The organism is Kitasatospora sp. NPDC005751 (assembly GCF_040630835.1).
Classification (GTDB): domain Bacteria; phylum Actinomycetota; class Actinomycetes; order Streptomycetales; family Streptomycetaceae; genus Kitasatospora.
Map to the genome: position 1 here is coordinate 482,554 of NZ_JBEXYC010000001.1, position 23,678 is coordinate 506,231.

Genomic DNA, 23,678 nt, shown 5'->3' on the forward strand with positions numbered 1-23,678 from the left:
CCGACCCCCAGCGGCCGCCGAACCTCCACCGGCCCCCGCACCGCTCCGGAAGGGGCGGTGCGGGGGCCGATGCCCGTGGATCAGGCGATCCAGCCGGGGACGAAGGGCTCCTCCTCCGGCCGGCCGGCGACGGACACCCGGGCCCCGCCCGGCGCGGCGACCAGCGCGGTGACGGCTTCCCCGGCGGAGATCCGGCGCGCCACACCGGCGGGCAGCACGGCCGTGTCGCCGACCGCCAGCGCGAAGGCGTCCTCGCCCAGTTCGACGGACAGGGCGCCGGTCAGGACGGTCCAGACCTGCTCGACGTCGAAGACGTGCAGCGGGCCCTGGCCGCCGGCGGCCATCTCCACGCGCCACATCGCGAGCGCGCTGCCGCCCTGGGTGGGCGAGGCGAGGGTGGTCATGGCGGCGTTGGGCGTCTCGGTACGACGGGCTTCGGTACGGCGGATGACGGACATGGGCGCGGCCCCCTAGAATGGTCAATGACGTTGTCTATATGGTCAATGAGGTTGTCTATCGTGTCAAGCGACTCCGCTCCCCCCGGCTTCGAGCTGCCGCTGCGGCTGCTGCTCGCCTTCCGCTTGATCATCGATGAGCTGCACGAGCGGATCGCCCGCGAGGGCCACCCCGACCTGCGGCCGATGCACGGCTTCGTGTTCCAGGCGATCGGGCCGGACGGCACCACCGCCGTCGAACTCGGCCGCCGCCTCGGCATCTCCAAGCAGGCCGCCGGCAAGACCGTCGAACAGCTCGAACAGCTCGGCTACGTCGAGCGCGGCAGCGACCCCGCCGACGCCCGCCGCAAGGTGGTCCGGCTCACCGCCCGGGGCGTGGACTGCCTGGTCCGGTCCGCCCGGATCTTCGACGAACTGCGCGCCCAGTGGTCCGACACCCTCGGTGAGGAGCGACTGCGCGCCCTGGAGACGGACCTGCGCACCCTCGCCCCCGGCGACCCGTTCCGGCTCGACACGCCCCGGTGGTTCGGGACCCCCTGACGCACCACCCGGCACCGACGCCCCCGGCACGCCCGACGCACCACCAAGGCACCCACCCCCTACCCCGACCGCCGCTCCGCGGGCTCCGCCCCGGCCCGGTCCGGCCGGTCGCGCTCGTCCGCGCAGAGCGCGGCGGAAAGCTTGGTCAGCAGCGCCGCCAGGTCCGCGTACTGCTTCTCGTCCCAGTCCCCGAGCAGTTCGGAGAGCTGCTCACGGCGGGCCGCCACCAGCCGGACCGCCGCCGCCTCCCCCGGCTCGGTGAGCCGCAGCGGCAGGCCGCCGGTGCGCGCGGCCAGCCCCCGGTCCTCGACCTCCCGGGCGGCCTCCTCGACGACCGCGAGCGGCACGATCCGGCGCTCCGCCAGTTCGGCGGGCTCGGCCGACCCGTGGTGGTGCATCTGCAGCAGCAGCCAGCTGGAGGCCGGCTTGAGGTCGAGCCCGGCGCCCTCCGTGATCCGCCGGAACAGGTCGCGCCGGGCCTCCCGGGTGCTCAGCACCGACAGGGAGCGGGCGATCTCGTCCAGCGAGGAGCGCTCCACCGGATTGAGGCCGATCGACTCGCTCAGGTCGGGCGCGGTCACCGTCGAGCGCAGCTTCTGCTCGCGCAGGAAGAGCGACAGCACGAAGGCGACCAACGCCACCGGTACCGCGTACAGGAAGACCCGGGTGATCGACTCGGAGTACGCGTGGTAGATCGCGTCCTGCGTGGCGGCCGGCAGGGCGGCGATCACCCGGGGGTCGGAGGTGATCGCGCCGGGGTCGAAGCCGGCCGGCACCGGGACCCCGGAGGCGAGCGCGTCGGAGAGCCGGCTGTTGAGCCCGGAGGCGAACACGGTGCCGAAGATGGAGACGCCGAACGACGCCCCGATGGACCGGAAGAAGGTGGCGCCGGCGGTGGCCACGCCCAGGTCCTGGTAGCCGACGGAGTTCTGCACGATCAGCACCAGCACCTGCATCACCAGGCCCAGGCCCAGGCCGAAGACCAGGAAGTAGCAGCTCATCTCGAAGGTGCTGCTGTGCTCGTCCAGGCCGGAGAGCAGTAGCAGGCCCACCGTGGTGACGGCCGTTCCGGCGATCGGGAAGGCCCGGTAGTGGCCGGTCCGGGCGACGATCTGGCCGGAGCCGATCGAGGTGAACAGCATCCCCAGCACCATCGGCAGCATGTGGATGCCGGACATGGTCGGCGAGACCTGCATGACCACCTGGAGGAACGTCGGCAGGTAGGTGAGCGCGCCGAACATCGCGAAACCGACCACGAAGGAGATCACCGCGACCAGGCTGAACGTCCGGGAGCGGAACAGCCGCAGCGGCAGCACCGGCTCGGCCGCGGTCCGCTCGACCAGGACGAAGGCGACCAGCAGGACGACGCCCAGCACGCCGAGCCCGACGATCTGCCAGGAGCTCCAGGCCCAGGTCGTCCCGCCGAGCGAGGTCATCAGCACCAGGCAGGTGGCCACCGAGGCGATCAGGACCGTGCCCAGGTAGTCGATCCGGTGCCGGCGCTTCACCTCCGTCCCGTGCAGGACGGCGGCGATCACCACCAGGGCGACCACCCCGACCGGCAGGTTGATGTAGAAGACCCAGCGCCAGCTGAGGTTGTCCACGAACAGTCCGCCGAGCAGCGGTCCGAGCACGCTGGTGACGCCGAAGACCGCGCCGAACAGGCCCTGGTACTTGCCACGGTCCCGGGGTGAGACCAGGTCACCGACGATCGCCTGGGAGAGCACCATCAACCCGCCCCCGCCGAGGCCCTGGAGGGCCCGGAAGGCGATCAGCTCGCCCATGTTCTGGGCGATGCCGCAGAGCACCGAGCCCACCAGGAAGATCACGATCGAGGCCTGGAAGAAGCGCTTCCGGCCGTACATGTCGCCGAGCTTGCCCCAGAGCGGGGTGGCCGCCGTGGAGGCCAGCATGTAGGCGGTGACCACCCAGGAGAGGTGTTCCAGGCCGCCGAGGTCGCTGACGATGGTCGGCAGTGCGGTGGAGACGATGGTCTGGTCGAGCGCGGCCAGCAGCATCGCCAGCAGCAGCGCGCCGATCGGCACCCAGAGGTTGGGGGCGGTGACCTCCGGCGGCCCGGGCTCGCCGGCCGGGCCGCGGTCGGACGCGGCGATCGGATCCGTCATGGAGACTCCAGGGGTCGCGGATCCCGGTCGGCGGGGTCCGTGCGGATGATCACTCCCAGCCACCATGCTGTCAGAAATGCCCCGGTCTGCGCCGTTCAGTTGAGCCGAACGTAAGAACGGCGGCCATTCGGGGGACGTCGCCGACCGGCCGACCGTTCATCGGGTCACAACCACCACCAACCGTCACAACACCCCCGCGGTGGCCCGGACGCCCCTGTCCACCCCTGGGACCGTCCTGCATAATCAGGCGCGTTCGCCCCCGGGGACACCCCTCCCGGGGCGGGCGGAAGACGATTCGAGACCGAGGAGGACCGGCGATGCCGGACCAGCACTGCCCGACGTGCGGCACCGCACGCTCCGCCGGGTGCCGGTGCCTCCCGGATCCGGGCCTGACCGAGACCGCCGTCCTCCCGCACCTCGAAGGCCCGCCGCTGGTCCGCCCGTACGTGCCGCAGGCCCTCGGCCCGATCGTGGACGCCCCGCCGGCCGGCGCCCCCGCGGACCCGTTCGCCACCACCGTGCTGCCGCCCGCCCAGGCCGCTGACGGCCCGCCGGCGCGCCCGGCCGGGCCGGACGCGGACGCCTACGCGACGACCGTGCTCCCGCCGGTGATGTCGGTGCCGCCGCCGAGCCCCGGGCCGACGGTGGGACAGCCCCCGGCCGACGGCGCCGAGATCGGCTACTTCCCGTTCCACCCGGCGGCGCCCGACGCCCCGGGGCCGACCGGCGGCCGCGCCGCCCGGCGCACGGCGGAGCAGGCCCAGGAGGGCGTGCCCGCCCGGCGCAAGGGCCTGCTGGCCGCGGCCGGCGCCGGGCTGCTGGTGCTCACCGTCGGCCTGGCGTACGCGGTGACGCCCTCCGCCGAGCCGGGCGACCGGGCGCAGCCCGCCCCCTCCACGACGCTGGCGCCCGTCCCGGTCGACCCGACCACCCCGGCGCCGAACCCGAGCGCACCGCCGTCCACCAGCGAGGCCCCGAGCCCGTCCCCGAGCAGGACGGCCAGACCGACCACGAGCCGGCCGGCGGCGCCGAGCGCCACGGCCGTGACGAGCACTCCGGTCCCGGCGGCTCCCCCGGCGCCGGCCCCCACCTCCACCGCGCCGACCCCGACGGCCACCGCCACGCCAACTCCGACGGCGACCACTCCGGCCCCGACACCGACGGTGCGGGTGCTGGAGCGCGGGATGACCGGGGCGGACGTCAAGGACATGCAGCTGCGGCTCGCGGCCACCTCGTGCGGATTCGTCGACAAGTCGATCGCCACCAGCACCTTCGACTGGTGGACGGCGACGGTGCTCGGCGACTACCAGCGCAGCTTCAAGATCAAGGGCGAGACGGGTCCGAGCGGCGCCTTCTACGGGCCGAAGACCCGGGCCGCCCTGGAGAGCGACCCGGGTACCTGCTGACCCCCGGTCAGCCGGTGATCGCCTGGAAGATGCTGAACCCGGCCATCAGCACCATGATCCCGGCCGCCACCCGGATGATCATCTTCATCGGGACGTGCTTCAGCAGCTTCTGGCCGCCGAGGATGGCGATCCCGGCGACGGCGCAGAGCGCCAGCCAGGCGCCGAGGCCGACGGCGAGCGGGTCGGCGTACTTGGCCGCGAGGTTGGCGGTCATGATCTGGGTGAGGTCGCCGAACTCGGCGATCGCCACGACCACGAAGCTGGCCCCGGCGACCTTCCAGAAGCTGTTGGCGGACGGCTCCTTGGCGGCGTGGCCGTCCTCGTCGTCACCGCCGCCGTGGAAGAGCAGCATCGCGGCCCCGGCCAGGAACAGCAGGCCGGTGACGCCCTCCACCCAGCGGTGCGGGAGCAGCGCGAGCAGGTGCCCGGCGACCAGGGCGATGCCGACCTGGAGGGCGAAGGCGGCGGCGATGCCCACGAAGACATAGCTCGCCCGGTACTTGGCGCCGAGCATCAGGCTGGCCAGGGCGGTCTTGTCCGGCAGTTCGGACAGGAAGACGATGCCGAAGGTGATCGCGGCTACGGTCAGGCTCATCGGGGGTTCGGTATCCCTCAGGGGTCGGGCTGCCCGGCCTCGGCAGCTCCGTGAGGGGTCGCTCCGGCCCGACAGCGCTGGTCAGAACATCACAGCACTGCGGCCGAAGGTCTCGCCGGCATCCAGCTGACAGATGCCCCGGGCGCCGGGCCCCGAGGGGCCAGTATGTCGACGGTCCGGTGGAGGGCTACTCCCCTTCAACGCGCCAAGCCTACCCGACGGCGCCGGGCGGCGAGGCGCCCAGCAGCCCGCGGGCGACCAGCTCCAGCACCACGACGACCGCCACCGACTCCACCGCCAGCAGAGCGACCAGCACGAACAGCTGCACCGCGCCGGCCTGTACCGGGGAGGCGCCGCCGAGCAGCATGCCGACGAACGCCCCGGGCAGCGTGACCAGGCCCACCGTCCTGGTCTGGTCGAGGGCCGGGACGAGCGAGGTCGCGGCGGCCGTCCGGCAGATCTCCAGCCGGGCGTCGCGCTCCTCGAAGCCCAGCGCGAACGCCGCCTCCACCTCGCCGTGCCGCTGGCGCAGCTCGTCCAGGGCACGCCGGCCGGCGAGCGAGGTCGCGGTGAGCGCTCCGCCGATCAGGATGCCCGCCACCGGGATGACCGAGAGGCCCTTCGGCGGCAGCAACCCGACCCCCAGCAGCAGCCCGAGCACCGGCAGCACCCCGGCGCCGATCGGCACGGCCGCCCGGACCCACTGCGGGCCGGCGGTCAGCCGCCGCCCGGCGGTGCGCACCGCGACCGCGAACATCAGCAGCACGAACAGCGCCGACCACCAGAGCGAGCCGACCACCCAGGTGATCACCAGCGCGACGGCGGCCAGCTGCGCCGCCGCGCGCAGCCCGGCCCGCAGCACCGCGTGGCCGTGCCCGAGCAGGCCCCACCCGGCCACCGCCACGGCGGCGGCCAGCAGCACGGCGGCGACCACCCCCAGCAGGGGGGTGACCGGCAGCAGCTGGTTCCCCGCGGCCGCCGCGAGCGCCATGCCTCAGATCCAGCTGGTGAACCACATCCGGTCCTGCCAGGACGTCATGGGGATCACCTCCGCCGTGTAGAGCGGATAGAAGAAGGCGAAGCAGGCCACGATCGCCAGCACGATCAGCCCGGCCCCGGCCGCACCCACCCGGCGCCGCTCGGGCGAGCACCCGGCCGGGCCGAGCATCGCCCCGAGCATCTGCGCCACGGCCAGGCAGAGGAAGGGCACCAGCACCACCATGTAGAACGAGAAGACCGTCCGCTCCTGGTACTGGAACCACGGCAGGTAGACGCCGGCGACGCCGCAGAGCACCGCGCCCGAGCGCCAGTCCCGGCGGAAGAACCAGCGCCAGAGCAGGTAGACCAGGGCGAAGCAGGCCGTCCACCAGAGCAGCGGGGTACCGAGGCCGAGGATCTGCGCGGCGCAGCCGCCGGAGGCCGTGCAGCCCTGCTGCCCGTTCGGCACCTGCTCCCAGTACATGGAGACCGGGCGGCCCTGGACCAGCCAGCTGAACGGGTTCGACTGGTAGGTGTGCGGGGTGCTCAGGCCGGTGTTGAAGTCGTACATCTGGGCGTGGTAGTGCCAGAGGCTGCGCAGCGGCGCCGGCACCCAGCTCATCGGGACCTGCGGCAGCGGGACGCCGAGGAAGCTGTCGGCGGAGAGGCCGGCCCGGTCGTCGGCCCAGTGCCGGTCGTACCCGCCGCCGGTGCGGCCGCCGGCGGCGAGCCAGCCGGCCCAGGAGCCGACGTACACCACGAGGGCCGAGCCGACCATGGCGAGCAGGGCGGGCAGCGCGTCCCGGCGCAGCATCGAGCGCCAGGGGCGGCGCGCGCCGGCCCAGCGGCGGCCGGACTGGTCCCAGAGCACGGTGAGCAGGCCGAACGCGGCGAGCACCATGACGCCGTTCCACTTGACCGCGCAGGCGGCGCCGAGCGCGACCCCGGCGGCGATCCGCCAGGGGCGCGGGCCGAGGCGGATCCGGTCGCCGTCCGGCTGCGCGCCGTCGCGGGCGGACGCCAGCCGGGCCCGGGTGCGGTCGCGGTCGACCAGCAGGGAGCCGAAGGCGGCGAGCACGAAGAACATCTGGACGCCGTCCAGCAGGCCGACCCGGCTCATCACGAGCTGGAGCCCGTCGACGGCCATCAGCAGGGCGGCGGTGCAGCCGATCAGGGTGGAGCCGAACAGCCGGCGGCCGATCCGGGCCAGCATCAGCACGGTCACGGTGCCGAGCAGCGCGGTCATGAAACGCCAGCCGAAGGGGTGCAGGCCGAAGCCCCATTCGCCGAGCGAGATGACCCATTTGCCGAGCGGCGGGTGGGCGATGAACTCCGGCGCGGAGGTGAGCGGGATGCGCTGCGGCACCCCCCGGATGTCGGCGTTGGCGCTGTCCGGCCAGGTGCCCTCGTAGCCCTGTCGCAGCAGCGACCAGGCGTCCTTGGGGTAGTACGTCTCGTCGAAGACGAAGGCGTTGGGGTAGCCGAGGTTCCAGAACCGCAGCAGTCCGGCGAAGAGCGCCACGCCGATCGGCCCGAGCCAGCCGGCCCGTTCGGCCGCCCAGCGCGGCAGCCCCCGACGGGCCGGTACGGGGGCTGCGGGGGCCGCTGGTGCGGGTGGGTGCGTGAGCGCCGCTTGCGTCATAGCCTCGCCGATTCGCCTGTCTCGCCTGTGCCGGTCGGAGCCGGACGGTCAACAGCCACTGACACTATGTGCCGGTGGTCACGAATCCAAGCGCGACGAGCGCCGTCCAGGTGACCCGGACGGCGCAGTCGTGGCATGTCAGACCGGGCGTCACGCCGCGGTCTGGAGCTCCCGGACCGGGAGGGTCGTCCGGACGACGGCCGGGGCCGCGTTGTCCTGGACGGCGGTGAGGTACGGGCGCAGCCGCAGCGCCAGGACCACGATCAGCACGGTGGAGCCGGCCATCGCCGCCAGGTAGAGCGGCCAGGTGCCGGAGCCGACCAGCAGCACGCCGACGGCCGGGCCGACCGCGATCGCGACCTGCTTCACCAGGGCGTACCCGGAGTTGTAGGTGCCGAGCAGCCGGGCCGGGGCGAGATCGGCGACGATCGGGCCCAGGGTGGGGGCGAGCAGCGACTCGCCCACCCCGAACAGGGCGTAGATCGAGACGATCGCGACCGTGGCGGCCATGGTCTCGGTCCGGATCAGGCCGGCCACCAGGGCCATCGCCCAGGCACCCAGCCAGACCACGCCGGCCGCGGCCATCGCGGTGGTGCGCCGGCGGCGGGCGGTGATCCGCACCACGAACATCTGCAGCACGACGATGGTCAGCGCGTTGGCGCCGATGGCGATGCCCAGGGTGGAGGGCGCGGTGCCGACGGTGTCGGTGGCGAAGGCCGCGACACCGGACTCGAACTGGCCGTAGCAGGTGAAGAAGATCAGCCCGGCGAGCACGCAGAGCCGCAGCATCGCCTTGTCGGCGACCAGCGCGCGCAGGCCCTGGGGGCCCTTGGCCGCGCCCGGGACCAGGACCGGGGCCGCGTTCGGGATCCGGGCGCTGCCGGTGACCAGGGCCAGGCCCAGGAAGGTGACGGCCTCGATGGTGAACAGCCGGGTCAGGCTGGCCGGGTCGGCGACGTCCACGATCTGGCCGCCGACCAGCGCGCCGATGCCCATGCCCAGGTTGATCAGGGTGAACTGCAGCGCGAAGGCGTGCGACCTGGTCGCGGCGGTCGAGCAGCGGACGATCATGGTGGCGAGCGCCGGCTGGCAGGTGGTGACACCCGCGCCGAACAGGAAGGACGAGACCAGCAGGGCCGGGGTGCCGGTGGCGTGGCCGAAGGCGAACGCGCCGGTGGCGGCGAGCGCGGCGCCGGCGAGCAGCACCGGGCGCGGGCCGTACCGGTCGATGCCGCGGCCGGTGAACGGGAGCACCGCGAGCGCGGCCAGCGCGAAGACGGTGAACACCATCCCGGCGGCCAGCGAGCCCAGCCCCCGCACCTGGTCCACGTACACGAACATGTACGGCATCGTGAATCCGCTGCCGAACGCACTGAGCGCGTTGCCGATCTGGACGCGGCGCAGCGGGCCGCCCGCCCCATGACGCCGCTGCCTCTGCTGCTTCACCGTGCCGGTCACCGTGCACACCCCTTCGCTGGTTTCAATGAATACTCTTAAGGGCAGAAGATTTAAGAGCTAAAGTCTGCCGAGATAAAGTCTTAGCACCGGAAGACTGCGGAGTCAAAGGCTTAAGGTCTGCACCCCCACGTGCGACACTGGTCCGCATGACAGCAGACAAGCCCGCGCCGGCCGCCCCCGACGAGCTGGGCATCGCCGAGCAGGTGGCCGTCTACCAGCGGGAATTCCCCACCGTGGACCCGCAGGTGGAGACCATCGTGCAGACCCTCTCCCGGGTCGCCCGGCGGATGGGCGTCTCCTACAGCCGGCAGCTGACTGTGCTGGGAATCACCTCCGCCGAGTGGGAGGTGCTCAAGGCCCTGGTGGTCGCCGGGAACCCGTACCGGCTGGGACCGGGCGAGCTGGCCAAGCGGCTCGGGCTCACCCCGGCCGCGATGACCCACCGGATCGACCGGATGGTCGCCGAGGACCTCGTCACCCGGGAGCGGGACGAGACCAACCGGGTCCGGGTGATCATCGAGCTGACCGAGAACGGCCGCGACAAGTGGCTGGAGTCGATGCGGATGGCGGCCGTCTTCGAGGAGGAGCTGCTCCAGGACGTCGTCGGCGAGGACCGCACCGTGCTGTCCGCGATGCTGGCCCGGATGCTGCGCCGGATCGAGGAGAGCCAGCCCGACGCCCTCGGGCGCACCGACGACCTGGCCTGAGCCCGGCGGGCCGGTGGCCCGGTGGCCTGGTGGCCTGGTGGCCCGGCCCGAGCCCGGTGGGCCGGGCGGCCGGGCGGCCCGCCCCGGGCCCGGGAACGTGGAAAGTCCGGCCCGCCGGGGTGTCGTCCCCCGGCGGGCCGGACTCGTGGTGCGAGGGTCCGTCAGGGCCCTCAGATCTTCAGGTGCTGCTCAGGTGCGCGGGCCCGCGGACGGCCGGGCACCTGAACGGTGGAGCGGTACGGCCTCAGCAGGGGCCGTTGTCGGTCCAGACGCCCCACTGACCGGTGGTGGCGGGGTCCTCGCCCTTGGTCCACCACTTGTTGGTGTAGTAGTGGCCCTTCCAGGAGACCTTGGTCGAGGTGGCGTAGGTGGCCGCCGCGTCCCAGCTCGGGGCGGCGGAGCAGCCGGCCGGAGAGGTCGGGGTGGTGGTCGGCGTCGGGGTCGCGGTGGGGGTGGCCGTCGCGGTCGGGGTCGGCGTGGGGGTCACCGTCTTGGTCGGGGTCGGGGTGGGGCTCGGCGCGGCCGGGCAGGCGGCGGCGGACCCGTTGGTGGCCTCGACCATCTTGTCGAACAGCGCGGTCTTGGTCCCCAGGTCGTACAGCGAGAAGGCGAAGGAGCCGCCGAGGCCGTTGCAGTGGGCGTAGTCGACCTTGGCCTGGATCGACCGGGTGTCCTCACCGCTCCAGAACGTGGAGCCGTCGTAGAAGTACGTGGTCTTCGCCGTGTCGTCCCAGAAGGTCCGGGCCGGGTTGTCGACGAAGCCCGCGAGCTCCTTGTACATCTGGATGCCGGGGACGTTGCCGGACATCGCCGCGCCGGTGGCCGGGCCGGTGGCGGGCTGGAAGAGACCGTTCTTGCCGTTGTTCTGGACGCCGGTCCAGCCGCGGTAGTAGAACGGCACACCCACGTTGATCTTCTTGGCGGGGAAGCCGCCCGGGATGCCGTAGTCGGTGTCACCGGCGGTGTACGCCTTGATCGCGGCATCGACCGAGTACTTGCCGTTGCCCGGCGCGGCCGGGGTCATCGGGTCGTCCGGGCCGGAGTAGATCGGGGCCTGGTGGTTGGTCGGGCCCTTGGCGTCCCAGGCACCGTGCATGTCGTAGGTCATGATGTCCAGGAACGTGAGGTACTGACCGATCTTGTCGGTCTCCACGTTCCGGATCTTGTCCTGGCCGGCGCCGACCGCCGCCGCCGTGGCGTAGGTCTTGCCGTCGGTCTTGCCCTGGGCGTCCAGCTGCTCGCGCAGCTCCTTCAGCAGCAGGGTGAAGTTCTGCTTGTCGCTCGGGCTGGAGATGTTGCCGGTGTGGCCGCCGCCGCCCGGGTACTCCCAGTCGATGTCGATGCCGTCGAAGATGCCGGCCGCCGAGCCCGGGCCGCCGTAGCCGGCGTCCGTCGGCAGGTTGCCCTTGATGAACATGTCGATGCAGGACGAGACCAGCTTCTTGCGGGAGGCGTCCGTGGCGGCCGCCGCCGAGAAGTACTTGGAGTACGTCCAACCGCCCAGCGAGATCAGGACCTTGAGGTTGGGGTTCTTCGCCTTCAGCTTCTTCAGCTGGTTGAAGTTGCCCGCGATCGGCTGGCCCCAGGCGTCGCCGACGCCGTCGACCGAGATGTCCGGGCCGAAGCTCTTCTGGTAGTCGGCGAACGCGTCGCCCGCACCGTCACCCGCGTTGGGGTTGTTGTCGTCCTGGCTCGCGGCCTTGGTGGCCTCGAAACAGTTCAGGTTGGTGGGGTGGATGTTCGCGAACGAGTAGATCAGGTAGTCCAGCTTCCCGGCGACGCCGGTGTCCTGGATCGTCTTCGGGTAGTACGCGTTCGCGTAGATCGACCACTGGTCGAAGTAGGCGACCTTGATGCCACCGCTGGTGGCGGGCGCGCCGGTGGAGTTGGTGACGGCCGCGCTGGCCGAGGCACCACCGGTGAGGGCGAGGCCCGCGCCGAGCAGCAGGGAGGCGGTCGTGCCGACCGCGAGGGCGGCCAGGCTCTTCGGGCGCCGCCGGCGGCCGCCCTCCTGAGCCGGGGTCCCGGCCCTTTCGATACGTGAACGGAGCATGGGTGCGTGACTCCTGGTTGTGGGGGATCCGCCGCGCCTGGCGGGCTCGTACGGGGTGGGGCCGTACGACCAGGGCATGACAGAACGGGGGAAAGGGAATCGAGCGGGTACACGCCTGACGGACACCGGGATATGCCGAACCGGCGCCCGCGGCCACAGACCGCTGACGCCGGTTCAGGGGCTCCCTGCACCTGTGGATTAAAATGGACTAGACCAACTCGCCCGTCAAGGGGTGATGTTGAGGCTTGAGTCGCGCTTAAGGTTGGCCCCCGCCGGGCCGGCCCCGCTGACCTGCGGATCAGTACCGGACGGCGTTGGCCACCACGACCTTCACCGAGCCGGAGAGGTCGCGGTTGCTCCGGGCGGTGGCCTGGGCGGTCTGCCCGGCGGCCACGTCCGGAACGGTCACCGCCGTCGCGTCCAGGACATTGCCGGAGTCGTCGGTGAAGTTGACCTGAATCACGTACCGGTTGGACTGCTGCTCGTGGTTGGCGACGGAGAGCGTCGCCTCGGCCTTGCCGTCCGAGCCGATCGTCACCCCGCTCACCGTGACGTCCCCCTTGGCGTCCAGCCCGCCCTTGACGTTCGAGACCGCCGAGGAGGCTGCCGCCTGCGCCGAGGCGGCCACCGACGCCACCGCGGAGGAGGCCGCCGAGGAGAGCCCGCTCGCGGCCGACTCCACCGCCGAGGCGGCGGCGGAGGCGGCGGCCGAGAGGCCCGACTGGACCGCGCCGGCGGCCGAGGAGACGGCCTTGCTCGGCTCGCTGTCCGAGGAACAGCCGGCCAGCGCCGCCGTGCCCAGGGCGGCCGCGGCCAGGACACCGGCCACCGCCCGGCGGGGACGGCGCACCACCGCGGCGGTGACGTCCTGGGCGGTGGTGCGGGTCGGGTGGGTCGGGCCGGTCGGGCGGTTCGCCCGGGTCGGCGACTGGCGGTCCATGGGTCCTCGATTCTGCGCGTCGTCGTCCGCGCTGCTTCGTCTCCGCGCTGCGGCGGCTCTGCTCCGGCTCGGCGCCGGGCTGCCCGGCACGCCTCACGCCCACCCTCCGAGGGCGCGACCGCGCCCGCCAACAGGGGTGGGCATCCGGGTGAGGGTCGCGGCGGGCCGCGACCGCGGGGTTCCGCGCACCGCCCCGGCGCGCGGAACTCCGGTGGGGCGGTTTCAGGACAGCCCCGAGCCCTCCTGCGTCTGCGCCTCCACGGCGGCCCGCTCCTCGCGCAGCCGCACCACGTGCCGGCGGCGGGCCACCACGCCGTACGCCGAGGCGGCGCTCGCGGCGAACGCCACCAGGCCCACCCAGGGCCGGTCGAAGGCGTGGCCGGTCAGGTGGTCGAGCGAGTACCGCCCCGGGCCCGCCAGGCCCAGCGCGAGCCCGGTCGCCCCCAGGAACGCCGGGTACTCGTAGCCGCCCGACATCACGAAGAAGCCGGACGGGGCGTGCACCGCGACCGCGCCCGCCATGGTGCCGGCCACCACCGCGCCGGCCGCCGGGGTGGCCAGCCCGGCCACCAGCAGCGCGCCGCCGCCGGCCTCGCCGAGGCCGGCCGCCAGGGCGCTCTGCCGGGCCGGGTGGAAGCCCATGTGCTCCATCGCCTGGGTGGTGCCCTCCAGGCCGCTGCCACCGAACCAGCCGAACAGCTTCTGGGTGCCGTGCGCGATCAGCACCCCGCCGACGGCGCCGCGCAGGGCCAGCAGGCCGAGATCCTTACGGTTCAGACACATGTCGAGTCCTCGTTCCAGCGGAGGTGATCCCCTCGTTCCAGCGGAGGTGATCCGGCTTCCATAGGAGCCGAAAGGGCGGGCCGGCTCGACCCGGGGCCGCCATCCGGGCGAACATCGGAGCACCGAGGAATGGAGGAACGATGGCCACCGACCCGCCCGCGCCGCCGCCCGCGTACCAGCTGGACGGCCACGCGATCACCGACCGCGTCGCGTTCTACACCGCCCTGGGCGCCGCTCTGAACGGCCCCGGCGGCTACTACGGCAGCAACCTCGACGCACTGGCCGACTGCCTGCACGGCGGCTTCGGGCCCGCTCCCCCGTTCACCCTGGTCTGGCGGGACGCCGGCACCGCCCGGCGGCACCTCACGGGCACCGTCGTCATCGGCGGGCGGCGGCTGAGCTACTTCGACGCGATCCTCGACACCCTGCGCACCGAGGGCGTGGCGGTCGAACTGCGCTGAGCGTCCCGATCATGCTTGGCCCATGTTCGTCTTCAACCTGAGCAGCGCGTTCATCGCCTTCTTCGCCGTCGTGGGCCCGCCGAAGGTCCTGCTGTCCTTCGCCCGGCTGGCCGCCACCCGCAGCACCCACGAACTGCGGCGGCTGGCGGCCTGGAGTTCCCTGATCACCGCCCTGATCGGCCTGGTGCTCGCCTACAGCGCGGACTTCGTGACCTCGCTGTTCCACATCAGCGACCAGTCGCTGCAACTGGCCGGCGGGACGATCTTCTTCGTCTACGCCGTCGCCCTGGTCCTCGGCATCCACCTCGGCGCCGGCACCGGCGAGGACGACGACCACCTGCCGAACCCGATGGTGGACGGCATCCGCGAACTGATGCTCCCGTACGTGGCCAGCCCGCTGGCGGTCACCGCGGTGCTGGTGGGCTCGCTCAGCAAGGACGACTGGGGCTGGCGGACCACCGTCGTCGGTGCCTACCTCGCCGTGGTGGCGATCAACTACATCTGCGTGGCGGCGCTCGCCCCGCTGATGCGGCGCACCCACCGGACGTCGCTGGAGGTGCTCTCCCGGCTGCTCGGCCTGCTGCTGGCGGCGGTCGGCGTGGAGCTGTTCCTGAACGGCCTGGCGGGGCTGGGCCTGCACCTGCCCGAGGCGCACTGAGGGCGGCGCGGCGCCGGCGCGGGCGTCAGGGCGCGACCACCGGCCGCCAGGGCACCGGGCTGGAGAGGATCATCGAGCTGGCCGGCTGCCCATAGCCGCCGAGGCGGTCGATCAGTGCCTCGAAGGCGGCCATCGCGGGGACCGCCACCAGCAGCACGCAGCAGGCCCCGCCGGTCACCCGGTGCAGTTGGAGGACCTCCGGCCACCGCGGCACCTCCGGGTCGCGAAGCACGCAGCGCGGGCCGTAGCACTGGAGCTGGACCAGCGCGGTGATCGGCAGCCCGGCCCGGGCGGGGTCGACGTGGGCGTGGTACCCGCTGATCACCCCCTCGGCCTCCAACCGGCGCACCCGTTCGGCGACGGCGGGTGCGGAGAGGCTCACCCGGCGGGAGAGTTCGTTGTACGAGAGCCGGGCATCGGCCTGCAGCTCGGCCAGCAGGCGGCGGTCGACGGCGTCCATGGCGGCTCCCGGAGAGGTTGATCGACTGGCTGGATCCCGCTCTTTTGCGATCGTAAAGGGAATCGGCGGGAAGACCTCTCGATCGGCAGGTCCGGCTGCGGTTGCCGTGCCCGGTGCCCATTCAAGTGGGGGCAGTGACCGCCGCACAATGGGGCCCGGCCACTACGGACCAGCAGGCGGCCGCGTCACCGGTAGGGCGGCATCCGCCGGCCGGGTCATCAGGAGGGATCGGGATGGGGCACGACACGGTGGAGACACCCAACCTGTCGTTCGGTCGGGGCGGTGAGCCGGGTCGGGGCACCCCCTACGCCCGGTACGCGCGCCTGGAGGAGCTGCACAGCCTGCAGCAGCCGCGCAGCAAGGTCCCGGCCGAGCTGTCGTTCATCGTCACCACCCAGGTGATGGAGCTGCTCTTCGGCCTGCTCCGGCACGAGTGGACGCTGGCCCAGCAGGCCATGCGCGAGGACGACCTGCCGGCCGCGCTGGCCGCGCTGCGGCGCGGCACCCATGTGCAGGACGTCCTGGTGGAGTCCTGGGACCTGCTGGCGACCATGACCCCGCAGGAGTTCAACGCCTTCCGCTCGGTGTTCGGCGAGGCCTCCGGGTTCCAGTCATCGGCCTTCCTGCACCTGGAGTTCCTGCTGGGCAACAAGAACGCCGGCCTGCTGCGGATGTACGACGAGATACCCGAGACGCGGGCCGAGCTGAGCGAGGCGCTGCGCGCCCCCGGTCTGTACGACGACGCCCTGGCGCTGCTCGCCCGGCGCGGACTGGCGGTGCCGCACGAGCCCTCCGAGCAGCGGCACCGGGCCGATCCGGCCGTGGAGGCCGCCTGGCGGCAGGTCTACGCCGACCCCGCGCACGCGGCGCTGCAGCCGCTCGCCGAAGCGCTGCTGGACGTCGCCGAGCGGGTCACCCGCTGGCGCCAGCGGCACCTGGCCGCGGTGAAGCGCGCGATGGGCGCCAAGCCCGGCTCGGGCGGCTCCAGCGGCCTCACCTGGCTGCGCAAGGCCGCCGAGCAGGACGTGTTCCCCGAGCTGTGGACCGTACGGGACGAGCTGTGAGCGAGAGAGTGGGCAGGACGTTGGGCATCATGACGCGCGAGGAGTGCGCGGCGCTGGACGCCGTCGACCCGCTGGCGGCGTTCCGCAAGGAGTTCGCCCTGCCCGAGGGCGTCGTCTACCTGGACGGGAACTCGCTCGGAGCGCTGCCGGCCCGCACCCCGGAGCGGGTGCGGCAGGTCGTCGAGGAGGAGTGGGGCCGCGAGCTGATCCGCAGCTGGAACGAGGCCGGTTGGTTCGAGCAGCCCTACCGGCTCGGCCGACGGATCGCGCCGCTGATCGGGGCCGGCCCCGAGGAGGTCGTGGTCTGCGACACCACCTCGGTCAACCTGTTCAAGGTGCTGACGGCCGCGCTGCGGCTGCGCCCCGGCCGGCACACGGTGCTCGGCGACGGCGCGGCCTTCCCCACCGACCTCTACATCGCCGAGGGCGTGACCGGGCTGTTCGAGGGCGCGCGCAGCGTGCTGACCACCCCCGGGGAGCTCGACCGGCACCTGGACGCGGACGTCGCCGTCGTCGTCCTCTCGCATGTGGACTACCGCACCGGCGAGCTGCTGGACATGCCCGGGATCACCGCCCGGGTGCAGGCCGCGGGCGCCCTGATGATCTGGGACGTCTGCCACTCGGTGGGCGCCCTGCCGATCGAACTCGACGCGAGCAACGCTGACTTCGCGGTCGGCTGCACCTACAAGTACCTGAACGCCGGCCCCGGCGCGCCGGCCTTCCTGTACGTGGCCCGGCGCCACCTCGCGGCCGGCCCGCGGCAGCCGCTGAGCGGCTGGTTCGGCCACGCCCGCCCGTTCGCCTTCGAGCCCGGGTACGACCCGAGGGAGGGCATCGGGCGCTTCCTGACCAGCTCGCCCTCGCTGCTCGGCCAGGCCGCGCTGGGCACCAGCCTGGACATCTGGGAGCGCGCCGACCTGGACGCGGTACGGACGAAGAGCCTGGCCCTGACCGACCTCTTCATCGCGCTGGTGGAGGGGCTGGAGGGGATCGAGATGGCCACCCCGCGCGAGCACGCCCGGCGCGGCAGCCAGGTCGCCCTGCGGCACGCCGACGGCTACCCGGTGGTGCAGGCGCTGATCGAGCGCGGGGTGATCGGGGACTTCCGCGCACCGGACCTCATGCGCTTCGGCTTCACCCCGCTGTACCTGTCGTACGTGGACGTCTGGGACGCCGCGCGGCAACTGGCCGAGGTACTGGAGACCGGCGAGTGGCGGGCGGAGCGGTTCGGCCGGCGCGGCGAGGTGACCTGACCGGACCGGAGCGGGGCCGGCTCCGGTGCGGGGCCGGCTCCGGTGCAGGGCCGGCTCAGGAGCCGGGTCCGCGGTTCGGCCTCGGCTCGGCTGCGGTTCGGCGCCAACCAGGGCGGGCAGCACCTTCTATGACGGGACGTCAGGTCGTAGGAGGAGCAGATGAACTTCGAGCTCGGTCCACTGAAGCCCGAACCCGGCCAACTGATCGTCGGCCTGATCTGCTTCCTCCTGGTGGTCCGGGTGCTGGGCCGCCGGGTGCTCCCGCGGATCGAGCGGCTCCAGGCCGATCGCCGGGACGCCACCGAGGGCGGCGTGGAGCGGGCCGAGGCGCTCCACGCCGAGGCGGATCGCGTCTACGAGGCCTACCGGAACGAACTGGCCCACGCGCGGCACGAGGCGGCGCGGATCCGGCAGGAGGCCGCCGAACGGGGCGCGGCCGCCATCGCGGCGGCCCGCGAGGACGGGGTCCGGGAGCGCGACCGGCTGGTCGCCGAGGCCCACGCCCGGATCACCGTCGACCAGGCACTCGCGGCCGTCACCCTCCGGCAGGACGTCGGCGAACTGGCGGTCGACCTGGCCGGCCGGATCGTCGGCGAGTCGCTGGCGGCCGTCGCCGCCGAGCGCGACACGGTGGAGCGCTTCTTCGACGAGCACTGAGCAGGTGCGGCGCACGCCCGTTCGTGCCGGCCGAACGGGCCCACACCCGCCAGGGCGGGCCTGCCCGGGGCCGGTCGATCCGGTGGCCAGCTCAGATCACCGCAGGTCACCGCAGGGCAGCCCCCGCACCGGGGCCCCGACCGAGGGGGCCGGTCGCCGGGGCCGGTCGCCGGTCGGGCCGCCCGGTCGGGTGACCGGGCGGCCCGACGGAACTCCGGCGCCTCTGCGGTCAGGCGCCTCGGTCCGGTGGGGCCCGCGGGTCCGGTGGGACCTGCGGGTCTGGTGGGGCCTGCAGGCCCTGCGGGCTAGCTGTGGCGTCCGCGTCGGCGGGCGACCAGGACGGCGAGGCCGCCGAGGCCGAGCAGGGCGACACCGGCCAGGCCGAGCACGACCGGGCCGTCACCCGCGCCGGTCGACGGCAGCTGGCCGCCCCCGCCGGTCGACGAGCCGGGAGCCGGCAGATGGCTGGTCGGCCGGTGGCTACTGGGCCGGTGGCTGGTCGGGTGCTCGCTCGGACCGGTCGGAGCGGGGCCGGACGACGTGGGGGCCGGGGTGCTGGACGTGGCGGTCGGCGACGTCGGGGAGGGTGAGGCCGAGGTCGGGGACGGCGAGGTGGAGGTCGGCGTGGGGCTGGGGGAGGTCGGCGACGGGCTCGGCGAGGTCGGCGAGGGGCTGGGCGTCACGGCGCAGTCCGGCAGGTCCCCGTCGAACGGGTAACCGTGGATCTCGTAGCCGCCGTTGCCGGTCTGGATCAGATTGCCCGCCAGGTAGACCCGGCCGTTCATGCCGGGCTGGGCGAGGGTCGTGGTGCCCCCCGCGTTGCCCGCCATGACCGAGCCCTGGAACTGGGCGCCGCCGAGGATCCGCGCGTCGGTGGCCGTGGGGAAGTTCCACATCAGCCTGGAACGCATCTCGGTGGTCTGGTCCCCCGGGAGGCCGGTACCGGTGTAGGTGTTGATGACCGGGTCGGCCGCCAGCATGTTGACGACCACGGTGGCGCCGGCCGGGACGCCGGTGAAGACCAGGCCGATCTGCCGGGTGGTCGAGCCCAGGTTCCCGGTGACGTTGAAGACCTGCTTCATGCTGGTCCCGTCCCCCGCGAAGGTGGCCTCGCTGCCGGTCACCGTGACCGTGCCGGTGGCGGTCGCCCTGGCGACGCAGGCGGAGACCTCCTCGATCTGGTTCAGCACCGAACGGTAGGGCGCGGCGGCGTCCGGATCCGCGATCGACCGGCCGGTGGGGTCGATGTCGACAGTGCCGGTGACCGTGCCCGCGTGACGGAGGTTGCCGAAGGCCGCGCCCTTGGAGTCGCTGCCGCCGATGAGGATCCGGTTGCCGGCCTTGACGTCCACGGCGCCGCCGACGGTCACGAAGTCGCTGCCGTTGGGTGGCACCACCCGCGAACCGACCCCGACCACCCCCATGTTGAAGGCGCCGCCGCCCTGGCTCTTGTCGACGGTGAGGTCCCCCAGGGTGACGATCTTGCCCTCGACCTCGGCCGCCCGGCCGTTCACGGTGTAGTCGCCGCCGGTGAAGACGTTGATCGTGGCGTCCCGCCCGGCGAAGTCCCCGTTGTGCGGCGGCGTCGGCCAGACCGCCGGGCAGTCGGGCCCGGAGCACGCCCCCAGCGGCGGGGCCAGTGGTGCGGCCGAGCCCACCGTCAGCACCGCGGCCATCGGGAGCGCGGCGACGGCGGTCGCCACCGCCAGTCGGACCGCCCGGCGTCCGCGGACGGCCGACGGCCTCCGGTCGGCGGCCGTCCCGCGCTCCGGCGAACCCATGCCCTGATCCATCGACACATTCCTCCGCACAGAGAGAGTGGCGGGTCGCGCAACCCGCCACGTTTCAGTAGATCCCATCCAATACACGACAGATCCGGTACATCAAACACCAAATCGGACGAACCACACCCTACAGACCGTCAGGATCGATCCCAAGCAGTCCGGGCGGGCGCCGATCACGCCCGCGGGCGGCCCCGACCACGGGCGGCCCCGCTAGGTTGGGACCATGACTTCCGAGGACCAGGACCCGCAGGCTCCGCTCGCCGCCGTCTCGGCCAGTGCGGACGTCCTGCGGCACCCCGAAGCCGGCGACCACCTGCTCACCGCCCTCGAACACGAACGCGCCGCGCGCTTCCGGCACGAGTCGGGGCGGGTCGACTTCACCGCCGCGCACATCCTGGTCCGGCTCTGCGCCGCCCGGCTGCTCGGCGTACCGGCGACCGGGCTGACGCTGGCCCAGAACTGCCCCGACTGCGGCAAGGGCGACCACGGCCGGCCCTACCTGCCGGACCACCCGGACGTCCAGGTGAGCCTCTCGCACACCCGCGGCGTCGTCGCGGCCGCCGCCGGGTACCAGCCGGTCGGCGTCGACGTCGAGCTGACGGCACGGAGCGGCTCGCTCCTCGACGTCGCCGCACGGGTGCTCAGCCCGGCCGAGCTGCGGCAGGTCGAGGCGCACCCGGAGCCCGGGCGGGCGTTCCTGCGCCTGTGGGTGCGCAAGGAGTCGCTGATCAAGCTCGGCCGGGCCAGCCTGGACACCCTGGCCGGCGTCGACCTCTCCGCACTGCCGCTCGACGTGCCGGCGGGCGAGCCGCTGCACAGCCGCTACCAGGACCTCCACCTGCTCGACTGGGCGGACGTCCGACAGGGAGCGGCCGTCTCGGTCGCCAGCACCGCCGCCCCCCGGGTCGTGGTGCTGACGCCGCCGGCCGGCTGACCCACGGGCCCGCCCGCCCCTGGAACCGTGGTCCCACCCGCGCGGCCGGGGCCCGGATAAGCGGTGTTAGCGTGCCTGCTCGGGGCTCGGAAACCGGACGCCCCGGCTGCCCGCGCCGCGTCCCCGGCGCGCAGCCCCCGTTGGATCAAAGGGTGTTCCCGCCATGGCCAAGTTCCTGCTGAGCCTGCACGTCCTCGCCTCGGTGCTGTTCATCGGCCCGGTGGCGGTGGCCGTCAGCATGTTCCCGCGCCGGGCCGCTGCCGCACTGGCCGGCGGACCGGAGCGGGCCGCCGAGGCCGGCACCCTGCGACTGCTGCACCGGATCACCCAGGTCTACGCGCTGCTGGGGATAGCCGTCCCGATCCTGGGCATCGGCGTCGCCCAGGTGATGGACGTGCTCGGGCAGTCCTGGCTGATCGTCTCCATGGTGCTCACCGCGCTGTCGGCGCTCGCGCTGCTGCTGTTCGTACTGCCCGCGCAGCAGGCCGCGGTGGACGCGCTCGACCTCGACACCGGGGCACCGGAGCACGGCAAGGCCGTCCAGGGCCTGCGGCTGCTGCCGATGACGGCCGGGGTGTTCAACCTGCTCTGGGCCGTGGTCGTCGTCCTGATGGTCATCCGGCCCGGTTCGACCACCGGCGCCTGACCTGCGGCCGCCCCGCCGGGGGGGATACCGGCGCGGGGGATACCGGCGCGGGGGCGCTGCCGCGCGCCCGGTGCCGCGCGCCGGTTCAGGGCCGTGGCCGCGGACGCCGCACCGGGACGCCCGCCCGCTTCACCGCGCGGGCGACGATCGCCGTCTCGGCCCGGTCGACGCCGAGCGGGCCGAGTGTTCCGGTGAGGAAGCGGTAGAGACCGCCGTGGTCCGCGCAGAACAGGGTGGCCACCAGGTTCGCCGGGCCGCTGGTCGCGAACACCCCGTGCACCCGGGGGTGGCGGGCCAGCGCCGTCCCGACCTCGGCGAGCCGGCCCGGCGGGACGTCCAGCCAGAGGTTGGCGTCCACGGCCATGCCCAGCAGCCGTGGATCGACGGTGGCGTGGGTGCGCAGCAGCCCGGCGCCGGCGAGCCGGTGCAACCGGCGGCGGACGGTCGACTCGGGAGCGCCGACGGCCGCCGCAAGGGCGGCGTGGGACTGCCGGGCGTCCACGCCGAGGCGGGCGAGCAGCGCGTGGTCCAGCGTGTCGAGCGGAGGCTTCTCCGGGGCGGTCGCGACGGGCGGCGGGGTCAGGGCGGCCACCTCGGCCTCGTCCAGGTAGCCGGCCCGCCACTGCCCCGCGTCGGAGAAGGCGTGCAGCACCGCGTGCGCGGTGGTCTCGGCGACCGCCGCGGTGGCGGGCAACCGCCCGTACAGCAGCTGGTCCCGCCCACCGGCGTCGCCCAGCATCACCGCACCGATTTCCTGGCCGCCGAGCATGACGTCGACGAAGGGAACGTCCGGGCGGTCGGCCAGGGCCTGGGCGATGGTGTCGGCCTTGCCGCGCAGCACCCGGACGCGCAGCAGCAGCGCACCGACGGCGGCGTCCTCGACGTCGGGCATCCGGACCACCCGCAGCAGCCCGGTCTGCTGCAGCCGGGCCAGCCGGCGGGTGACCGTCCGCGCGGAGACGCCGAGCACCTCGGCGATCCGGCCGGTCTCGGCCCGGCCGTCGACCTGCAGCGCGCAGACCAGGCGGCGGTCCAGCGCGTCCAGCACGCTGTCCGGATCAGCAGTCGAGAGGTCCATGAAGTCCGATCTCCGCCGGAACCACCCGGCCGTCCGTCCTGTTCGGCAGCACCGACGGTACCCCTGGTACCCGACGGCCGGGAGTTCCCCTCCCGGCGCGCGACGGATCGGAGGACGGCCATGGACGAGGTACGGGCGCTCAGGGAGCTGCTGCCCGGGGTCGAGGCGGCGGTGCGCGAGGTCGGCGCGGAGCTGGCGGCGGCGCGGCCGGCCGGGCCCACCCCCGGGCGGACGCTCGGGGAACTGACCGCGTGCTTCGTCGAGTTGGACGACCCGGTCGCCGCCCGCCTGCGGGCCCGGCTGGGCGCGCTGCGTCCGCAGGCCGGCTGGGTGAGCGACGAACCGGCGGGCACGCTACCGGCCGAGGGTGAGTGGTGGCTCTGCGACACGACCGACGGCGCCGTGCAGTACCTGCTCGGCCAGCAGCCGTGGGCGGTCACCGCCACGCTGGTCCGGGACGGCGTCGCGGTGCTGGCCGTGGTGCACACCCCCGAGCTCGGCGGGCGGACGTACCGCGCGGTCCGCGGCGGCGGCGCCGAACTCGACGGGCGGCCCGTCGCACCGCTGGAGCGCGACCCGGCGGTGGCCGTCGCCGGGACGGCGCAACCGCCGCTGGTGGCCGCGGACCCGGTGGCGCTGCGCCGCGCGGGCGAGTCGCTCACGGCGGTGCTGGGCTCGGTCCTGGCGGTCCGCTGCCTCGGCCCGACCTCCTTGCAGGTCGCCCAGGTCGGCTCCGGACATCTGACGCTGTTCTGGGAGTACGGGGCGGACGCGGGCAACCTGCTGCCGGGCGCCCTGATCGCGGCCGAGGCGGGCGCGACGGTGACGGACGCCGCCGGGGCGGCCTGGACACCCGGCTCGGACAGCTTCCTCGCCGCCGCGCCCGGGCTGCACCCGGCCCTGGTGGAGGTGCTGCGGACCGTGCGGTGACCGGGGCGTGGTGGGTGCCCGGCCGGGCGGCCGGGCACCGGGCGGGGTGGGCCAGGGCCGGCCTGCCGCC

23 protein-coding genes are annotated in these 23,678 nt (G+C 73.7%); 11 read left to right on the plus strand and 12 right to left on the minus strand.

The features are described from left to right. Positions 1-80 precede the first annotated feature (80 nt). Positions 81-458 carry a cupin domain-containing protein gene (locus ABZ497_RS02175; RefSeq protein WP_359802847.1) on the minus strand — a complete coding sequence of 126 codons (378 nt, stop codon included), beginning with the start codon at positions 456-458 and terminating at the stop codon, positions 81-83. 45 nt (positions 459-503) lie between these two features. Here ABZ497_RS02175 and ABZ497_RS02180 point away from each other — a divergent pair, with 45 nt between their 5' ends. Further along, a complete protein-coding gene (locus ABZ497_RS02180) occupies positions 504-995 on the plus strand; it encodes a MarR family winged helix-turn-helix transcriptional regulator (RefSeq protein WP_359802849.1) in 492 nt (163 codons plus the stop codon). Positions 996-1,054: 59 nt separating this feature from the next. Here ABZ497_RS02180 and ABZ497_RS02185 read toward each other — a convergent pair whose 3' ends face one another. Further along, positions 1,055-3,121: an MFS transporter gene (locus ABZ497_RS02185; RefSeq protein WP_359802850.1), complete on the minus strand. Its 2,067-nt coding sequence runs from the start codon at positions 3,119-3,121 to the stop codon at positions 1,055-1,057. Between the two features lie 317 nt (positions 3,122-3,438). On the opposite strand from ABZ497_RS02185, the gene ABZ497_RS02190 reads away from it, so the two are divergent. Further along, positions 3,439-4,527, plus strand: a complete 1,089-nt coding sequence (locus ABZ497_RS02190) for a hypothetical protein (RefSeq protein ID WP_359802851.1) — start codon at positions 3,439-3,441, stop codon at positions 4,525-4,527. A 7-nt stretch (positions 4,528-4,534) separates the two neighbouring features. Here ABZ497_RS02190 and ABZ497_RS02195 read toward each other — a convergent pair whose 3' ends face one another. The 4 genes from ABZ497_RS02195 to ABZ497_RS02210 all read right to left on the minus strand — a co-directional run bounded on the left by ABZ497_RS02195 (position 4,535) and on the right by ABZ497_RS02210 (position 9,188). Then, positions 4,535-5,122, minus strand: coding sequence for a TMEM165/GDT1 family protein (locus tag ABZ497_RS02195; RefSeq protein ID WP_359802853.1), 588 nt, complete (start codon positions 5,120-5,122; stop codon positions 4,535-4,537). Positions 5,123-5,333: 211 nt separating this feature from the next. Next, entirely contained in the window at positions 5,334-6,113 is a 780-nt protein-coding gene (locus ABZ497_RS02200; protein WP_359802854.1) for an ABC transporter permease, read from the minus strand. A 3-nt stretch (positions 6,114-6,116) separates the two neighbouring features. Next, positions 6,117-7,742, minus strand: coding sequence for a phospholipid carrier-dependent glycosyltransferase (locus ABZ497_RS02205; RefSeq protein ID WP_359802856.1), 1,626 nt, complete (start codon positions 7,740-7,742; stop codon positions 6,117-6,119). A 150-nt stretch (positions 7,743-7,892) separates the two neighbouring features. Further along, positions 7,893-9,188, minus strand: coding sequence for an MFS transporter (locus tag ABZ497_RS02210; RefSeq protein ID WP_359802858.1), 1,296 nt, complete (start codon positions 9,186-9,188; stop codon positions 7,893-7,895). A 158-nt stretch (positions 9,189-9,346) separates the two neighbouring features. Here ABZ497_RS02210 and ABZ497_RS02215 point away from each other — a divergent pair, with 158 nt between their 5' ends. Then, positions 9,347-9,907, plus strand: coding sequence for a MarR family transcriptional regulator (locus ABZ497_RS02215; protein WP_329487432.1), 561 nt, complete (start codon positions 9,347-9,349; stop codon positions 9,905-9,907). 244 nt (positions 9,908-10,151) lie between these two features. On the opposite strand, the gene ABZ497_RS02220 is transcribed toward ABZ497_RS02215, so the two are convergent. From ABZ497_RS02220 to ABZ497_RS02230, 3 genes are all read right to left on the minus strand, one after another. Continuing rightward, complete coding sequence (locus ABZ497_RS02220) at positions 10,152-11,960, minus strand: glycosyl hydrolase family 18 protein (RefSeq protein ID WP_359802860.1); 1,809 nt, start codon at positions 11,958-11,960, stop codon at positions 10,152-10,154. 298 nt (positions 11,961-12,258) lie between these two features. Beyond that, the gene (locus ABZ497_RS02225) at positions 12,259-12,900 is read right to left on the minus strand and encodes a hypothetical protein (protein ID WP_329487435.1); all 642 of its coding nucleotides are present in this window, start codon (positions 12,898-12,900) and stop codon (positions 12,259-12,261) included. A 222-nt stretch (positions 12,901-13,122) separates the two neighbouring features. Further along, on the minus strand, positions 13,123-13,683 hold the full coding sequence (locus tag ABZ497_RS02230; protein ID WP_359802862.1) for a DoxX family protein: 561 nt from the start codon (positions 13,681-13,683) through the stop codon (positions 13,123-13,125). A 140-nt stretch (positions 13,684-13,823) separates the two neighbouring features. On the opposite strand from ABZ497_RS02230, the gene ABZ497_RS02235 reads away from it, so the two are divergent. Together ABZ497_RS02235 and ABZ497_RS02240 are read left to right on the plus strand one after the other, a co-directional pair. Next, the gene (locus ABZ497_RS02235; protein ID WP_329487437.1) at positions 13,824-14,144 is read left to right on the plus strand and encodes a barstar family protein; all 321 of its coding nucleotides are present in this window, start codon (positions 13,824-13,826) and stop codon (positions 14,142-14,144) included. A 22-nt stretch (positions 14,145-14,166) separates the two neighbouring features. Continuing rightward, positions 14,167-14,802 carry a MarC family protein gene (locus tag ABZ497_RS02240; protein WP_329487438.1) on the plus strand — a complete coding sequence of 212 codons (636 nt, stop codon included), beginning with the start codon at positions 14,167-14,169 and terminating at the stop codon, positions 14,800-14,802. A gap of 25 nt (positions 14,803-14,827) precedes the next feature. Here ABZ497_RS02240 and ABZ497_RS02245 read toward each other — a convergent pair whose 3' ends face one another. Then, positions 14,828-15,262, minus strand: a complete 435-nt coding sequence (locus tag ABZ497_RS02245; RefSeq protein ID WP_329487439.1) for an Lrp/AsnC family transcriptional regulator — start codon at positions 15,260-15,262, stop codon at positions 14,828-14,830. Between the two features lie 233 nt (positions 15,263-15,495). Between ABZ497_RS02245 and ABZ497_RS02250 the strand changes: the two genes are divergently transcribed. From ABZ497_RS02250 to ABZ497_RS02260, 3 genes are all read left to right on the plus strand, one after another. Further along, entirely contained in the window at positions 15,496-16,326 is an 831-nt protein-coding gene (locus ABZ497_RS02250; RefSeq protein ID WP_329487440.1) for a tryptophan 2,3-dioxygenase family protein, read from the plus strand. A 29-nt stretch (positions 16,327-16,355) separates the two neighbouring features. Beyond that, positions 16,356-17,579: a kynureninase gene (kynU, locus tag ABZ497_RS02255; RefSeq protein ID WP_359802865.1), complete on the plus strand. Its 1,224-nt coding sequence runs from the start codon at positions 16,356-16,358 to the stop codon at positions 17,577-17,579. 159 nt (positions 17,580-17,738) lie between these two features. Next, complete coding sequence (locus tag ABZ497_RS02260; protein WP_359802867.1) at positions 17,739-18,236, plus strand: F0F1 ATP synthase subunit B; 498 nt, start codon at positions 17,739-17,741, stop codon at positions 18,234-18,236. Positions 18,237-18,541: 305 nt separating this feature from the next. On the opposite strand, the gene ABZ497_RS02265 is transcribed toward ABZ497_RS02260, so the two are convergent. Next, positions 18,542-20,029 carry a choice-of-anchor A family protein gene (locus ABZ497_RS02265; RefSeq protein WP_359802869.1) on the minus strand — a complete coding sequence of 496 codons (1,488 nt, stop codon included), beginning with the start codon at positions 20,027-20,029 and terminating at the stop codon, positions 18,542-18,544. Positions 20,030-20,243: 214 nt separating this feature from the next. Here ABZ497_RS02265 and ABZ497_RS02270 point away from each other — a divergent pair, with 214 nt between their 5' ends. Continuing rightward, the gene (locus ABZ497_RS02270) at positions 20,244-20,954 is read left to right on the plus strand and encodes a 4'-phosphopantetheinyl transferase superfamily protein (RefSeq protein WP_329487444.1); all 711 of its coding nucleotides are present in this window, start codon (positions 20,244-20,246) and stop codon (positions 20,952-20,954) included. A 163-nt stretch (positions 20,955-21,117) separates the two neighbouring features. Continuing rightward, a complete protein-coding gene (locus tag ABZ497_RS02275) occupies positions 21,118-21,600 on the plus strand; it encodes a DUF2269 family protein (protein WP_359802871.1) in 483 nt (160 codons plus the stop codon). A gap of 85 nt (positions 21,601-21,685) precedes the next feature. On the opposite strand, the gene ABZ497_RS02280 is transcribed toward ABZ497_RS02275, so the two are convergent. After that, positions 21,686-22,678 (minus strand): Lrp/AsnC family transcriptional regulator, encoded by a 993-nt coding sequence (locus ABZ497_RS02280; protein ID WP_359802872.1) that lies wholly within the window; start codon positions 22,676-22,678, stop codon positions 21,686-21,688. Between the two features lie 120 nt (positions 22,679-22,798). Between ABZ497_RS02280 and ABZ497_RS02285 the strand changes: the two genes are divergently transcribed. Further along, complete coding sequence (locus ABZ497_RS02285; protein ID WP_359802874.1) at positions 22,799-23,608, plus strand: inositol monophosphatase family protein; 810 nt, start codon at positions 22,799-22,801, stop codon at positions 23,606-23,608. The last annotated feature ends 70 nt before the right edge of the window (positions 23,609-23,678 follow it).